Source organism: Dyadobacter tibetensis Y620-1, assembly GCF_000566685.1.
Taxonomy (GTDB): Bacteria; Bacteroidota; Bacteroidia; order Cytophagales; family Spirosomataceae; genus Dyadobacter; species Dyadobacter tibetensis.
Genome location: NZ_AZQN01000010.1, coordinates 18,514 through 34,474 on the forward strand (window position 1 = coordinate 18,514; position 15,961 = coordinate 34,474).

Below are 15,961 nucleotides of genomic sequence, written 5' to 3' on the forward strand. Positions count from 1 at the left end.
GCTGAAAGGGCAAAGGAGCCCCTCATACGATTAATTTTCGCGATTTACGAGATTATAAACAAATTCTAATAAAGGCTTTTTTCTGGATTCGTCTACGGGTAAAGCTTCCAGATGGGCAATTCCTGCTGAGAAGCATTCCGCAATTTTAGCCTCGGTGAGGGCCCTGATACCGAGTTGGTCATATATTTTTCTTACGGCCTCCACCTTTTCATCTTTTTCGAAATGAGAAGCTTCAATCCATCCATAAAGGGCCTTTTTTGTCTCACCGGTGGCTCTGGCCAGTGCTTCAATAAGCAGGAAGGTTTTTTTATTGGCCATGATGTCTCCTCCTACTTGTTTGCCAAACTTAGTGGGGTCTCCATATACATCTAAGAGATCATCTTTAAGCTGAAAACCAATACCCATGGTCTCTCCGGCCAAATACAAAGATTTTTTGCTACTAGCATCGGCTCCGCCAATGATGCCCCCCAGCTCCAGAGCCATTCCGAGTACAACAGAGGTCTTCAGTCGGATCATCTCCAGATATTCGGCCTCTGTTACATCCCAGCGGGTTTCAAAATTCATGTCCAGCTGTTGACCTTCGCATACCTCCGCAGCCGTTATATTGAAACGCTCGAGCACATTCCGAAGGCGATCATCCTGAACCTGTATCAATAATTCGTAGGCCTTAATCAGCATGACATCCCCAGAGAGAATTGCAGTGTTAGCATTCCACTTTTCATGTACCGTTTGCTCGCCCCTGCGTAGCGGAGCCTGGTCCATAATGTCGTCGTGCATCAATGTGAAATTATGAAAGACTTCCACGGCCATGGCCGGTTTAAGTGCCTTGTCCAGCTCGTCGGTATATAGGGAGGCCGATAATAAGGTCAGCAAGGGCCGAAATCGCTTGCCGCCCAATGACATAATGTATTGAATAGGATCGTAAAGCTCGGAAGGATGTGTTCCGTAACGATGTACTGCAAAAGCTTCGTGCAGATTTTTTAGAAGTGGATCAATCTGTATCATTCAACGGTTAATTCAAGTCAGGAGGAACATGGATATCCTGCATTTCGATTGTGTTCCCTAATCGTTAAGGGAAGCACGCAAAGTACCTAAATAGTAACGTAAATCTCAAAAGGTTCTGGGAATTGACTGCTATCTATGCCGAAAATGTTAATATATTTAGGCTATATGCGGCTTGGTTAGTATCCTGAGCGCTTTGGTTTATAGAAAAATGATATCGTATGGCTTTTTTTCAATATTTTAATGGGCAGGTCCTTCCATTGGATTCGTCCATCTTACAGTCCAATGATCTGGGGCTAATTCGGGGTTTTGCTATGTTCGATTTTTTTAGAACTTATAACGGTATCCCTTTCCGGTGGGAGGATTACTGGAAAAGATTTGAAAACTCGGCTCGTTTGCTGAAGTTACCCCTTCCACTGACCCAGAAACAGGCATATGATATATTGACTGAACTCTATACTCGATCAGGAGAGCCGGAAGTGGCATTTCGATTTATCCTGTCTGGAGGCCATTCTCCCGATGGAGTACAGGTCCAAAGTCCTAATTTCATTATTCGTACGGAACAGCTTCCAATGGACAGCCCAGAGGGACGAAGCAAGGGTATCAAAGTGCTTCCATATGAATACGTACGGGATTTGCCTACTGTCAAAACGACAAATTATGTTCATATGATATTGATGGCCGAGGAGATGAAAAGAAAGCAAGCCGCTGACTTGCTCTTCCATAAAGATGATGAGGTAAGCGAACTCACCCGGAGCAACGTTTTCTTTTTCAAAGGAGATCAGCTGATTACTACAGACCGTCATATTCTCCATGGCATTACCCGAAAGGTAGTTTTGGAGATTGCCCAGGATCATTTTGAGATCGTTATACGTCCCATATATCTTACCGAATTGCTGGAAGCAGAAGAGGTCTTTACTACCAGTTCTACCAAATGGGTTATGCCCATTCGTCAGATTGGCGACCAGGTGATTGGTCAGGGCTCAGCAGGTCCAAAGACGCGTATGCTTCAACAAATGTTTGAGGAGGTACTTATAAATTGGGGAAAATAGATTCATTATTTATTACCAGATACAGAGGCTCGACTTAGCCGATAATATCCTGAATCCAGAGTGCCTATTATAAAAAGTACAGTTGTCTCTCCCTATTCATGAGCTGCGCATGCTTGCCGTTCTTATATCAGAAATAGAGGCAGTATACTGTTCCAAAAAAAAGCACGATCCTTACTGATCGTGCCTAATATAAAACTTCCTTAAACTACTACTGCTGCCAGCCTTGTGCAGTAATAGGGATACGGTTATCACCATTAGTGTGCAATAATACCTCGTTGGCTACATCGGTAATATACCCTACAAAGCTAATTTTAGGGTTGTTTTTGATCAGGTCGTATGCCGATTGCGGAACGGTGAAGAGCAGTTCATAATCTTCGCCACCATTCAATGCTGCAGTGATAGGGCTAAGTTTCAGCTCAGTGGCTGCCAGAAAGCTCTGGTCATCTATGGGGAGCTTTTCCTCAAAGACCACCGCCCCAACTCCCGACTGGGCGCAAATATGCAGCAGGTCGGAGGCGAGCCCGTCCGACAGATCGATCATCGAGGTAGGAAGCACACCGGCCTCTGCGATCTCGTATATCACGTCCATGCGTGCTTCTGGCCTCAATTGTCGTTGGATCACGTAGTCCATTCCATCCAGCTCCGGTTGCATATTCGGATTGGCAAGGTAGACTTGTTTTTCACGTTCCAGAAGTTGGAGGCCCAGATAAGCTCCCCCCAGGTCTCCGGTTACACACAGGAGATCACCCGCTCTTGCCCCATGTCTATACGTAATCTTATCTTTTGCTACCCGGCCAAATATATTTACTGAGATGATAAGTCCGGAACGGGAAGAGGTGGTATCCCCTCCTACCAGATCTACATTAAAGTCTTTACAGGCGAGTTTTACCCCTTCATAGAACTCATCTACGGCTTCAACAGAGAACCTGTTGCTAAGGGCTATTCCAATGGTGACTTGGTGAGGCTTGCCATTCATGGCGGCTATGTCCGATACATTGACGGCAACGGACTTATATCCCAAATGTTTTAAAGGGAAAAAAGACAGGTCAAAATGGACGCCTTCTAATAGTAAATCGGTAGATAAAAGGCCAAATTCCTCTCCTAGATCGATCACTGCAGCATCGTCGCCTATGCCCGTAACCGTGTCGGGAAGGTTGGGTGTAATACCTTTGTTGATCCTTTGAATCAGTCCGAACTCACCTAGGCTGCTGATTTCCGTTCTTGTTTGTGACATATTAATTTAGGCTTTCAAATAAAGAAGCCACTTCAAAATCGAAATGGCTTGAACTATATCAATGAAATAAATGAATGCTGGGTTCCAAAATACCTGATTATCGGGTCAAGGTATAGGTATTCTTGGTGTCTCCTGTTTTCTTGCTGGTCGATATTCTGGTCAGTACGAGTTTGGTATCATCCAGTGAGGTAATCGTAAATTCGATGGTGCCCCCTGTTCCGGTAGGCTGGGGTTCCAATCCTTTAAGAATCAGTTTCGAATCTCCTTCCAATGCCCAGGTACCACTGAAGCTATTTTTATTAAACTCTACGTAAGTGACCCGATTTTCACCGTTTACAGTACTAAGGGTAAGCCGAAAGTCTGAATAACCCGGCCAGGTATTAGCCGTGCCTCCCTTCAGATATACGGTTACATTATCATGGTTAACGGTTTCTGCCAGCCATGCTTTGGCTATCCTCTCCGATACAGGGGCTACCTTTTTCTTGCAAGAGGCTGTCCAGCAGATGAGCCCTACGAGTATACACCATACAAAAGCGTATTCCTTTTTCATATTTCAGGTTTATGTTTGTGCAAAACAAAGTGCCAAGTTCTTACTTTTTTGGCTTAAAATCAAAATATTATCCTCAGATGCTTTTTATTTGCCTGATAATTCGGTAATTGAAATTTTAGAAAAACCAGACGATTAAATGAAGCAATATTCCCGGGCTCAGTTGGCCCTGCGAAATGGGCAGGATAGAGAGGAAATCTGGTGTGCTTACCAAGGTATTATTTATGATGTTACTACCTCGCGGTTATGGCGTAATGGGCATCATTACGAACACTGGGCAGGGCAGGACCTGACCAAAGAACTTGGAGATGCTCCTCACAGCGACCAGGTGTTTAATCGTTTTCGTGTAATTGGTAAGCTGGTAGGATAATTTTAGAATAGGCGTAGTATATAAGCAAAGTGCAATCAACAAATTTTCAGGAAAATGTCTAGTAAAACAACCAATATACTTATTGCCGATAGCGGCTCCACCAAAACTGACTGGGTTCGGGTGAGTGAAGCTTCCGTTAGGGAACAGTTTCAGTCGACGGGAATGAACCCTTTCTATCAGAATCAGGACGAAATTATAGAAATATTGAAGGCAGAGGTCCTTCCGAACTTACCGGAGCCAATTGATTCTGTATATTTCTACGGTGCCGGTTGTGCCGATGAGCTCTCGTCCAAGCCCATCTCTGAAAGCCTTAAGTCGGTATTCCCCGACCTTGGACATTTGCTGGTCGCTAGTGATATGCTAGGAGCTGCCCGAGGGCTATGTGGACATAAGCCTGGATTGGCCTGTATCTTGGGTACTGGAGCCAATAATGCCTTGTACGACGGGGCTCATATCACGCGTTCTATAGGCTCTCTAGGTTTTTGGCTTGGAGATGAAGGGAGTGGTTCTTACCTAGGAAAAACCTTACTGGTCGCTTATTTACAAGGAGAATTGCCTGAGGTAATTCAGGAAGATTTTAAAGCAAATTTTCCTGACATCAATCGGCTATCGGTACTGGATCGTGCGTACCGCCAGCCATTCCCCAATCGATATTTTGCTGGCTTTACCAAGTTTATCGCCAGGCATACACATCATCCTTTTATACAGGAGATGGTGGGTGAGGCCTTTGCCTCTTTCATAACCAAATATATCAGGAAACATCCCGAATCCGCGCATCTTCCAGTGAGTTTCACTGGTTCTATTGCCTATTATTTCAGAGATATTTTGGAGAAACAGGTCGACAGGCAAGGACTGAGAATAGGAGTAATAGCCAAAGCTCCCTTGCAAGGCTTGGTGGATTACCATCTGGTAGGATAGGAGAGCCCGGGCACGCAATAGCCCTGAAATTTGTTGTTAAACTGTATCACCGATTTAATTTACCAATTCAATGAAAGCTGCCGTGGTGCGATGATGCACCCGGTTTGAGAAATATGTCAAGGAAAACAATTCAATGGTTAACGGTATTTTCGGCGGCCCTCATTATGGGGGTAGTCATCACGCAGATATTCTGGGTAAAACAGGCATTGGAGCTTCGCCGTAGGGAATTTAATCAAAATGCCCATGTCGCATTGCAGGATGTAGCAGGCAGGCTTGCGATTGTAAGTGGAGTGATGCAAACCACTAACCCCGTAGAGCAGCTATCTCCAGGGTATTTCCTGGTGAATACCAATTCCACTACGCAGCCAGAGCTCCTGGAGCTCTATATGAAAGAAAGTTTTCAGAAGCATAAACTGATTACGGATTTTGAGGTGGGTATATATGATTGTACCACCAATCGCATCCGCTATGGCATGTCTTTGAGCACGAAGAATAATGAGAAGTCCCCAACACCCACCTCCAGCTGGATAAAAACTGATAAATACCCATATTATTTCGGGGTCCGGTTTCCCGAACAGGCTACTTTTTTTGCTGGGAGTATCAACAATGCTATTGGATCCTCGGCACTGGTCTTGGTGGCCGTATGTTTCTTCGCATATGCCCTTTTTATTATTCTGCGACAAAAACAACTTTCCGAGGTGCAGAAGGACTTTGTCAATAATATGACTCATGAGCTTCAAACGCCCATCTCTACCATACGCATAGCCGCCGATGTGCTTAATAGCGATAAAATAGCTACCCAGCCCGAGCGACATAAGCGTTATGTACAGATCGTTCAAGAAGAGATAAAACGCATGCAAGGACAGGTCGAAATGGTGCTTAGCATGGCCAAGGCGGAGCAAAATGCCCTGTCCTTAGCCATGGAAAGGATTAGTTTAATAACGGTAATCAATTCTGTCTTAGAGCCCTATGGAGATCAGGTGACTTTGGTTACAGAAGGCGTAGAGCAGGAAGTGGATGCCGATCCTTTCCATTTCAGATGTATGATCAATAACCTCGTAGATAATGCTCTAAAATATTCCACTGGTGAACCACATGTTGAAGTAAATGTTGTTTTTGAGAAAAAGCGATGTAGTGTCTCAGTGGCCGATAAAGGCATAGGTATCGCTCCAGAATACCAGAAGAAAATTTTTAATAAATTTTTCCGGATTACCTACGGGGATGTTCATAATGTTAAAGGCTTTGGGATTGGTCTGAGCTATGTAAAACAGATAGTACGGGCGCATAGATGGAAGCTTACCCTAGAGAGCGTTTTAGGGAAGGGGAGTACCTTCAGGATTGCTATCCCCTTATAGGATTAAATGAGATCTTTTACCAAAAAATACAGCGGAATTGAAAAAGAAAATATTATATGTAGAGGACGATCCCAATCTGGCATTTGCCACTGCCGATAGTCTGGAACAGTACGATTATGATATTGTGCATGCCCATGATGGGGTCGAAGGACTCAAAATATTTGAAAAAGAGCATTTTGACATATGTGTACTGGATATTATGCTTCCCAGAATGGATGGGTTTGAGTTGGCGCGTCAAATACGTCAGCAGGACGCGCAGGTTCCTATCTTGTTCCTGACGGCCCGTTCTTTGCAGGAAGATAAGATTAAAGGGCTTCAGCTCGGTGCGGACGATTATGTTACCAAACCCTTTAGCGTAGAAGAATTGCAGCTTCGGATTGAGGTGTTCCTCAGAAGAAGCAATGGTCCTGTTCAGGTGGTGGAGCAACCCGGGATTATGCAGGTGGGTTTGCATTCTTTCAATTTTGAAAAGCTTACTCTAACACTTCATGATCAGACTCAGACTCTAACGTTTAGGGAGGCCGAAGTGCTGAAATATCTGGTGGAAAGACCTGGAGAAATTATTAAAAGAGAGGATTTGCTGAAGGCTATATGGGGGGATGACGATTATTTTATGGGCCGGAGCCTGGACGTGTTTATCTCTCGCCTTAGAAAATACCTCTCCGGTGACCCTGCCTTTAAAATAGATAATATTCACGGGGTAGGCTTCAAGGTACGTTGGTAATTAATTGTAATTATCTTTGGCAGTTGCTTGCAAGGGAAAACTATAGTTCCTATATTTGCACCCTCATTTGGAAAAATCATAAGGATATGGCTAAGGTTTGTCAAATTACTGGAAAAAGAACACGCGTCGGAAATAATGTTTCTCACGCTAACAATAAAACAAAACGTAAATTCTTCCCGAATTTACAAAAGAAGCGTTTCTTCTTGCCTTCAACTGGTGAGTGGGTTACGCTAAGAGTAGCTGCGTCTACCCTTCGTACCATCAACAAGAATGGTGTAGAATCTACCATTCAGAAGGCGTACGAAAAAGGCACACTTACGTTCTAAGAAATTACGAATTTATTGGAAAGGGACTATCCGCTTTGGTTGGTCCCTTTTTTGGCATCTTTGCATTGGTATGCTATTCCGCTTTGCAGGTAGGATCGAATGCAATTTTACAGATTCCCGTAAGCTGTGGCTATGGAATGCACTTCCATTAATATCTTATATCTCCTGCTAGGATCTAACCTTGGCGATCGTCAGGCAGTCCTGTCCCAGGCGTCGGAAGAGATAGTACGTGCTGTCGGAACGATTCAAAAATCTTCGTCACTATATGAAACGGCACCCTGGGGTGTCACCAATCAACCTGCTTTCCTTAATCAGGTGCTGGAGGTACGTACGACCCTTTCCCCCGATGCCGTGCTTCATTCCGTCCTCGAAATAGAACAGGCTTTGGGGAGGGTACGTTTTGAGCGCTGGGGAGCCAGAGTGATCGATATTGATATCCTTTTTTTTAATGACTTGGTGTGTCATGAGGCGCGCCTTACCATACCTCATCCACGGCTGCATGAGCGTCGCTTCACCCTTGTGCCCTTAGCCGAAATTGCCCCTGTTCTGGTGCATCCCTTACTGGGTAAAACGATCCAAATATTGTTGGATGAAACTTCAGACATCACGGAGGTGACTTTATTTTCTTTAAATAGTACTATTTAGGTATTTGCCTCCAACCCGCTTTACAGCCCATTCAATAATATATTTTGATGCTTCATCATTATTTGTGAACGGAATCCCTATAGATTCTCTTTTTTTGTAAGGAAGACTTTTAATAAGTTTTTTAATACTTCTACATAGGGGATGGCCTTACTCGGTTGTCGTTCATATATACCACATGATCTAAAAATTTAAAAAGGTAATTTGTTACAGCATGAAAAATAAAATCTATCAGCTGAGCTTGCTTTTGCTCGGCGTCTTGTGGGGTCTGTCCGTGCAGGCCCAAAGTAAAACAACCATTAGCGGGTACGTGAAAGACCGATCCAATGGTGAGGGGTTAATTGGAGTATCGGTCTATGTGCGCGAAGCACAGACTGGTGTCACGACCAACACCTACGGATTTTACTCCATTACCCTTCCCGCAGCAAATTATACGCTTATTTATAGTTATATCGGCTATGAACGAATTGAAAAGTCCGTGGATCTAAACGCCGATCAAACGCTGAATATTGAGTTAGGGGCAGAGAGTGAACAACTTAAGGAGGTGACGGTATCCACTCGCCGTGACGATGAAAATGTTCAGAGTATAGAAATGTCGGTCAATAAAGTCGATATGAAAACGATCAAGAAAATGCCCGCTCTGCTGGGGGAGGTAGATCTGATTCGTAGCATTCAGTTGTTGCCAGGGGTAACAACAGTAGGAGAGGGAGCCTCCGGATTCAACGTGCGGGGAGGTGACGTGTCCCAGAACCTGGTACTATTGGACGAGGCACCAGTTTATAATTCTTCGCATTTATTTGGCTTTTTTTCCGTTTTTAATCCTGACGCGGTTAAGGATGTGAAACTGATAAAAGGAGGGATTCCTGCCCAATATGGAGGACGAATTTCTTCTATTCTTGACGTCCGAATGAAAGAAGGGAATTCTAAGCAGCGGGAAATAAATGGTGGGATCGGAACCATCTTCTCCCGTCTTACCTACGAACAACCTTTCGCCAAAGGGAAGGGCTCTTTTATTGTTGCCGGTAGAAGATCTTATATCGATGTTCTGGCTAAACCGTTCCTGAATAAAGACCTTAAGGACTCTAAATTTTATTTCTACGATTTAACGGCAAAGGTTAATTATAGGCTTGGTGATAAAGACACATTTTATGCATCCGGCTATTTTGGAAAGGATGTTTTTGGAGGAGGCGATTTCGGATTTGGTTGGGGAAATGCTACCGCAACGGTGAGATGGAATCATATTTTCTCTAATAAACTCTTTATGAATCTCACCAGCTATTATAGCAATTATGACTATAGCTTAGGCCAAAATACTAATGATCCCGATGCTAAAGATAAGTTTGACTGGAAGTCTAAAATTATCAGCAACAGCTTCAAGCCAGATTTTACTTATTATTTGACACCTAATAATCAGCTGACCTTTGGCGGACAATACATACGTTATGATTCTCGCCCGGGTTCTGCCACAGCTATTTCGGAAGGAGAGACTACGGATATTAGTCTTGAGCCTCGTTATGCAGATGAATGGGCCTTATATGCTGGTGACGAGTTGAAGATTGGCAGCAAAATTTCCCTGCAATATGGCCTGCGCTACAGCTTTTTTAGGAGTCTGGGGCCAGGTGTTGAATATGACTATCAAGAGGAGGTTAAGGGCCAGAGGAAAGAGCCCATATTTCCGGGAAAGGAATATGAGAAAGGAGATGTCATCAAAACCTATGGGAACTGGGAGCCTAGAATTTCTATTAACGTAGGGGTTACTCCTTCAGCATCTATAAAGGCCAGCTATAACCGTACCTCACAATACTTACATCTTTTGTCTAATACAGCGGCCAGTTCTCCCCTAGACGTATGGACCATGAGTTCGGCAGTTATTAAACCTGAACTTGCCGACCAGGTAGCTTTGGGCTGGTTTCAGAATTTTAATAATAACACCTACGAAGCATCTGTCGAGGTTTATTATAAAAAACTATATAATCAGATCGATTATGTTCCGGGTTCTGACCTGCTTTTAAATCAATTTGTTCCGGGTGATTTGCTTTTCGGAGAAGGGCGGGCCTATGGTGCAGAATTTTATTTGAAAAAGAACAAAGGCCGGTTAACCGGCTGGATGAGCTATACACTGTCGCGTACGGAGCGGTTGGTAGAAACCATTAATAATGATGACTGGTTTCCGGCACGTTTCGACAAGCCGCATAACTTTACCGCAGTAGCTATTTATGATCTGACACCCCGACTTTCCCTCTCTTCTAATTTTACATTTGCTTCGGGAACACCGGCCACTTTCCCTACCAACAGGCTTGAGGTGAATGGATGGGCGATAGGACATAATTTCGAGGGGAAAAGGAATAATAGCCGCATCCCTGCCTATCACCGACTGGACTTCGCAGCTACCCTTAAGTCCAAAAGAAAGTTATTTAGAAAGGGTGAAGGAGAGTGGGTATTCTCAGCATATAATGTCTATAACCGAAGAAATCCATTTTCAGTTTATACTCAGGGAGATGAAGATAATGCCCTCCGTACGCAGGCTATCAAGTACTCCGTTATTGGGAGTATTATCCCTTCCGTTACTTATAATTTTAAGTTTTAATAAAATATCGGATTCTACAATATTAATTAGTACTATGGAATATATTCAGAATACATGGAAATTATGGGGGATAATTCTGATACCCTTTCTCCTTTTAACGGGCTGTGAGGATGTCATCGACTTGGATAGTCAGGCTGGGCCCAGTCAACTGGTGGTTGACGGTTGGATAAATAATACCAAAGGCCCCCAAAGCATTCGGCTAACCTGGTCGGCTCCCTATTTTAGTAATGCGCCGGCAAAGCCTGTAGTTAATGCCACTGTAGTGGTAGAGGACAATTTGGGCACAAAATTTGAATTTATGGATCCCGATGGAGATGGGCGTTATGTTTGGGGCAACGATACGACTGTACTAGGAACAGTAGGCCGAACCTATACCCTTACCGTACGAGCTGAGTCGGAAACCTATCAGGCTGTGAGTGAATTGCGGCGCGTTCCGGCCGTAGATTCTATCGTTTATCAAAAAGAGACCCTTCCAATTAAGCCGGAGAAAGGGCCTAAGGAGGGATATGTGGCTCAATTTTATGCCCGTGATTTTCCTGGTGAAGGAGATACTTATTGGATCAAACCCCTTCTAAATGGGCAACCGAGGGTAGACAATCCCCGCAATATCTCTATTGCATACGATGCAGCCTTCAACGCCGGAGCCCCTTCGGATGGGCTTATATTTATTTTGCCACTTCGGCAGTCCATTACCGTGGACAGCCTCTATTCGGCTGGAAATATGGTAGGGGTAGAGCTACACAGCATCCCTCAGGAAACCTTCGAATTTCTCAAACAAGTGAGAGAGCAGGCGGCCAATGGAGGGTTATTTGCAACACCTATCGCCAACGTGGTGAGCAATATTACCAATACAAATTCTAAGGGTCCCAAAGCGTTGGGATTCTTCACTGCTTCAGCCGTGAGTAAGCTGTCGACGGTGATCGACCCGGAGAAGGCGCGGCCGGAAGAATAAGCCATAGTGTACCGACACAGAAAAAGGGCAGCCTCCATTGGGAAAGCTGCCCTTTTTCTGTGGCTCCATTTTAGGCCTGCTGAGAGACCTGATAGGACGCAAGACTAGCCTTAACGGCGTCGGCGAAGCCTGGGAGGACAGCCAGGTTGGCTCCCCATAGGTTTTCGTCGGACAAGACGGCCTGTGCCAGCGATTCGGGATGATCATGCTCCTTCCATTGACGATTAAAATAATCGGCAGCATCGCAGCGTATGGGGTAGAATTCGCCATTTCTGGTACCGAAATATTGGCCGTCTTCCTCCTTTACAGGTTTCATAAATTGCAGGAAGGCAGCAAAGCCGCTGGCGATTTTCATAGGCACAGCGTCTGTTTTACGATAATGATTCAGCAAGGTTGGGACATTGCGCATTTTCATTTTGGCGGTGCACTGCACCGTAATATCGATGAGCTTGTGCCTGATAAAAGGATTCCGGAAGCGGTCGAGCACTTGATGGCCAAACTCCTGAGCGGCCTTAGCATCTACTGGAAAGGGAATCGCAGGGGCGAGCTCTTCCAGCATCACTTCAGATATAAATTCGGCCGAATCTTTGGCATCCATACATTCACGAACCGTATTTTGTCCGTTCATAAAGCACCATACGGAGGCTAGGGTGTGGGTACCGTTCAGCAGTCTCAACTTTAGTTCCCGGAACAAATCTATATCGGGGGCGATTACCACACCCGTGTCTGTCTTTGCAAAGGATAGCACTTCTTTTACTACGGGATCATGCGCCTGAATGGCCCACAGACTGTAAACTTCAGAAACAATCAGCAGTTGGTCGTCATATCCGTTTTTTTCGGCCAGCTCACTTATTGTAGCCGCTTCGGGCTTGCCAGGAACAATGCGGTCGACTAGAGAGCTGCAGAAATGATTACACTCCTCTATCCAGCGAATAAAAGCCTTATCCAGCCCATGGCTAGCAGCTTGCTTCAAAACAATCTCCTTTAGTTTGTCGCCGTTGCCGATAATTAATTCGGTAGGAACGATGACCATTCCCGACTCTTCCGATCCTTCGAAAGCCTGGTAACGGGCGAAAAGAAAGGCGGTTAACTTGCCCGGGAAAGAGACGGGCGGACTGGCGGTAAGGTCGTCATCGCTAAATTGTATTCCCACTTCAGTGGTATTAGAAATTACGACCTGCATGTCAGGATTAGCCGCGCACTGCAAGATGGCCTCCCACTCCTGGTTGGCGTTGAGTGTACGGCTGATTGCCGCATTGATAAAGGTAGTATCTACCTGCTGACCCTGGTCAATCCCTCTGATAGTATGTGAGAACAATCCCGATTGATCGTTGAAAGCGTCTGTTCCGCCACCGCTGGTAGATTTTACTACGACGATACGTCCATTAAAGACTCCCTGCTGGTTGGCCTTGTGAACGAAATAGTCTGGAAGGCCTCGAAGCAATACGCCTGTTCCGAATTGTATGATCTTTTCGGGCAAGCTTAATAATTTAAGATGATCGGGCAGCAGTTCGGGCCGTTGATCGAGTAATGCAGGAGAAAGTATGGGTCGCGACATGAATGATAAAGTTTCTGTTACGTCTTTATGACGCTAGTAATGAACGCTAACCCTTAAAAAGAAAAAGAGACACGCGTAGGTGCCTCTTTTTCTCAATCTTTTTCTTCCAAACCCGAACCCAGGTCTAGACGGTCACCACTTTAAAGGTGCCATCTTCGTTGCTTTCCTTTTTTTCGGATGGGAATTCGAAGACCATAGCGTCTTTTACTTTCTGGGGGAGAAGGGCAATTTCCAGCACCTCATCTACCTGATCCACATAATGAAAGGTCAGATCCTTAATATAGGTCGCTGGTACTTCTTCTACATCCTTGCGATTTTTTACGCAGAGGATTATCTCTTTGACACCAGCTCTCCGTGCTGCCAGAATCTTTTCTTTTACTCCACCTACAGGCAAAACCTTCCCACGAAGGGTAATTTCGCCTGTCATGGCTATATAAGGTTTTACCTTACGCTGGGTAAAGATTGAAGCCATAGAAGTGGCCATAGTAACCCCGGCAGAAGGACCATCTTTGGGTACAGCACCCGCTGGCACGTGTACGTGGAGGTCGTAATGATTGAAGATGCGGTAATCGATACCTAAGCGATCGGCATTGGCCTTCAGATAGGAAAGGGCGGCGACCGCCGATTCTTTCATGACATCGCCTAACTGCCCCGAGAGGGTTAGGTTGCCTTTACCTTTGCTAAGGCTCGTTTCGATAAACAAAATTTCTCCTCCTACAGATGTCCAGGCCAGGCCTGTCACCACACCTGCGAAATCGTTGTCCTGATACAAATCCTTGTCGAAAACCTCCGCTCCCAGGAATTTTTCGACCTGATCCGCTTTGATGCTTTTTACGTAGGTTTCTTCCATGGCCACCGACTTGGCGATCTTCCGCACCACGGTACCGACCTTTTGCTCCAAATTCCGAACGCCCGATTCCCGGGTATAGCCTTCTATGATCTTCAGCAAGGCGGAGTCATCTATTTTAATATCCGTTCCTTTCAGACCATGGTCTTTGCGCTGCTTGGGTACGAGGTATTTCTTTGCAATCTGAAGTTTTTCCTCTATGGTATAGCCAGTCATTTCAATGATCTCCATACGGTCGCGCAGGGCGGGATGAATGGTATCCAGAGAATTGGCAGTCGCAATAAATAAAACCTGCGAAAGGTCGTATTCTACCTCCAGATAGTTGTCGGTAAATGAGGAGTTTTGCTCAGGATCCAATACTTCCAGAAGGGCGGAAGAAGGGTCGCCACGGTAATCGGAGCTCACCTTGTCAATCTCGTCGAGAATGAAAACCGGATTGGCCGTACCAGCCTTTTTGATATTTTGTATCACTTTGCCGGGCATGGCCCCTATATAGGTTTTACGGTGTCCCCGAATCTCGGCTTCATCGTGCACCCCCCCTAAGGCCATTCGGATGTATTGTCGGTTAAGTGCCTTGGCTACAGACTTCCCTAAAGAGGTTTTACCCACGCCAGGAGGGCCATACAGGCATAGAATAGGTGCCTTCAGGTTGCCCTTTAACTTCAATACCGCAAGATATTCTATGATTCTTTCTTTAACTTTTTCCAGGCCGAAATGGTCTGAATCGAGTATTTTCTGAGCGCGGGCCAAATCGAAATTGTCCTTGGTAAATTCACTCCAGGGAAGATCCACCATAGTCTCCAGATAATTCATGGTTACCGGATATTCCGGCGCCATAGGATTGATCCGTTGAAGCTTCGTCAACTCCTTCTCAAAATGGGCCTGAACACTAGGTTTCCACTGTTTCAAAGAGGCTTTCAGTCTGAGTTCGTCCAAGTCTCGCTCAGGGCTATCCATGCCCAGTTCATCATGAAGAACTTTAATCTGTTGGCGCAAGAAGTAGTCACGCTGTTGCTGGTCAATATCCGAGCTAGCTTTCGACTGAATCTCTCTTTTAAGTTCCAGCATCTCGATGTCGCGCATCATATACTGCAGGAGGAGATTGGCTTGCTTGTGGCCATTCCGTTCCTCCAATAATTTCTGCTTGTCGGCCACATCTACATTGATGTTCGACGACAAGAAATGAATCAGAAAGATAGGGCTCTCTATATTATCCAGTGCGATACGAGCCTCCTGAGGTATCTCAGGGTTGAGCTTCATTATCTTGTGGGCGCCATCGCGAAGAGACTGAAGCAAGGCCTTGGATTCCTTTTTGGAAGCGCTGCCAAAAACGTCTTCTATGGCCTGGACTGTAGCGGTGATATAGGGGTCTTCGCTGACAATAGATTTTATTTCGAAGCGCTGGCGGCCCTGAACGATAATGGTAACATTGCCATCGGGCAGGGTTATCATTTTCAGGATTTGCGCCACCGTTCCTACATTGAAAAGGTCGTCGGCCGCAGGGTCTTCCTTATTAGGTTTTGCCTGGGTCACAGCCCCTAGTATGCGCAGGTTAATATCAGAGTTACGGTAGATCTTTTTTACCAAACGAATGGCTTTCTGACGTACTACCGTCACGGGAATTACCATGCCAGGGAAAAGTACTGTTTGGCGAATTGGCAAAATGGCCAGTTCGGCAGGAAGTTCCAAGGGCTCGTCCGCTCCGTCTGGTCCTCCTAAAGGTACTATTTCAAGGCTATCCATATCATCTTCCGATGCGAGCAGTCGACTATATAAGTCAGAAGGTTCAAATTTCATAGGCGTTCTGTCATTGTGACAGATAATCATGTCCCAATATATAAATAAAG

At 45.2% G+C, this 15,961-nt stretch carries 14 protein-coding genes; 9 read left to right on the top strand and 5 right to left on the bottom strand.

Features of this window, described 5'->3' with window-relative positions; genetic code table 11:
• Nucleotides 1-30 precede the first annotated feature (30 nt).
• Nucleotides 31-1,005: a polyprenyl synthetase family protein gene (locus tag X939_RS0119860; RefSeq protein WP_025765030.1), complete on the bottom strand. Its 975-nt coding sequence runs from the start codon at nt 1,003-1,005 to the stop codon at nt 31-33.
• Nucleotides 1,006-1,223: 218 nt separating this feature from the next.
• On the opposite strand from X939_RS0119860, the gene X939_RS0119865 reads away from it, so the two are divergent.
• A complete protein-coding gene (locus X939_RS0119865) occupies nt 1,224-2,054 on the top strand; it encodes an aminotransferase class IV (RefSeq protein WP_025765031.1) in 831 nt (276 codons plus the stop codon).
• Nucleotides 2,055-2,262: 208 nt separating this feature from the next.
• Here the strand turns inward: X939_RS0119865 and thiL are convergent, their stop codons facing one another.
• Nucleotides 2,263-3,288 carry a thiamine-phosphate kinase gene (thiL, locus tag X939_RS0119870; protein WP_025765032.1) on the bottom strand — a complete coding sequence of 342 codons (1,026 nt, stop codon included), beginning with the start codon at nt 3,286-3,288 and terminating at the stop codon, nt 2,263-2,265.
• 97 nt (nt 3,289-3,385) lie between these two features.
• Nucleotides 3,386-3,838, bottom strand: a complete 453-nt coding sequence (locus X939_RS0119875; RefSeq protein WP_025765033.1) for a hypothetical protein — start codon at nt 3,836-3,838, stop codon at nt 3,386-3,388.
• Between the two features lie 136 nt (nt 3,839-3,974).
• Here X939_RS0119875 and X939_RS0119880 point away from each other — a divergent pair, with 136 nt between their 5' ends.
• The 8 genes from X939_RS0119880 (at nt 3,975) to X939_RS0119915 (ending at nt 11,709) form a co-directional block, all read left to right on the top strand.
• Nucleotides 3,975-4,205, top strand: coding sequence for a cytochrome b5 domain-containing protein (locus tag X939_RS0119880; RefSeq protein ID WP_025765034.1), 231 nt, complete (start codon nt 3,975-3,977; stop codon nt 4,203-4,205).
• A gap of 54 nt (nt 4,206-4,259) precedes the next feature.
• The gene (locus X939_RS0119885; protein WP_044200156.1) at nt 4,260-5,123 is read left to right on the top strand and encodes an N-acetylglucosamine kinase; all 864 of its coding nucleotides are present in this window, start codon (nt 4,260-4,262) and stop codon (nt 5,121-5,123) included.
• Nucleotides 5,124-5,236: 113 nt separating this feature from the next.
• Entirely contained in the window at nt 5,237-6,478 is a 1,242-nt protein-coding gene (locus tag X939_RS0119890) for a sensor histidine kinase (RefSeq protein ID WP_025765036.1), read from the top strand.
• A 37-nt stretch (nt 6,479-6,515) separates the two neighbouring features.
• Nucleotides 6,516-7,202 (top strand): response regulator transcription factor, encoded by a 687-nt coding sequence (locus X939_RS0119895; RefSeq protein ID WP_025765037.1) that lies wholly within the window; start codon nt 6,516-6,518, stop codon nt 7,200-7,202.
• Between the two features lie 86 nt (nt 7,203-7,288).
• Nucleotides 7,289-7,528 (top strand): 50S ribosomal protein L28, encoded by a 240-nt coding sequence (rpmB, locus tag X939_RS0119900; protein ID WP_025765038.1) that lies wholly within the window; start codon nt 7,289-7,291, stop codon nt 7,526-7,528.
• 132 nt (nt 7,529-7,660) lie between these two features.
• Nucleotides 7,661-8,173 (top strand): 2-amino-4-hydroxy-6-hydroxymethyldihydropteridine diphosphokinase, encoded by a 513-nt coding sequence (folK, locus tag X939_RS0119905; protein ID WP_025765039.1) that lies wholly within the window; start codon nt 7,661-7,663, stop codon nt 8,171-8,173.
• A 211-nt stretch (nt 8,174-8,384) separates the two neighbouring features.
• Complete coding sequence (locus X939_RS0119910; RefSeq protein ID WP_025765040.1) at nt 8,385-10,757, top strand: TonB-dependent receptor; 2,373 nt, start codon at nt 8,385-8,387, stop codon at nt 10,755-10,757.
• Between the two features lie 34 nt (nt 10,758-10,791).
• Nucleotides 10,792-11,709: a DUF4249 domain-containing protein gene (locus tag X939_RS0119915; RefSeq protein ID WP_044200158.1), complete on the top strand. Its 918-nt coding sequence runs from the start codon at nt 10,792-10,794 to the stop codon at nt 11,707-11,709.
• A 70-nt stretch (nt 11,710-11,779) separates the two neighbouring features.
• On the opposite strand, the gene X939_RS0119920 is transcribed toward X939_RS0119915, so the two are convergent.
• Nucleotides 11,780-13,267, bottom strand: a complete 1,488-nt coding sequence (locus X939_RS0119920) for a tagaturonate reductase (RefSeq protein ID WP_025765042.1) — start codon at nt 13,265-13,267, stop codon at nt 11,780-11,782.
• A 124-nt stretch (nt 13,268-13,391) separates the two neighbouring features.
• Nucleotides 13,392-15,911: an endopeptidase La gene (gene lon / locus X939_RS0119925; protein ID WP_025765043.1), complete on the bottom strand. Its 2,520-nt coding sequence runs from the start codon at nt 15,909-15,911 to the stop codon at nt 13,392-13,394.
• Nucleotides 15,912-15,961 lie beyond the last annotated feature (50 nt).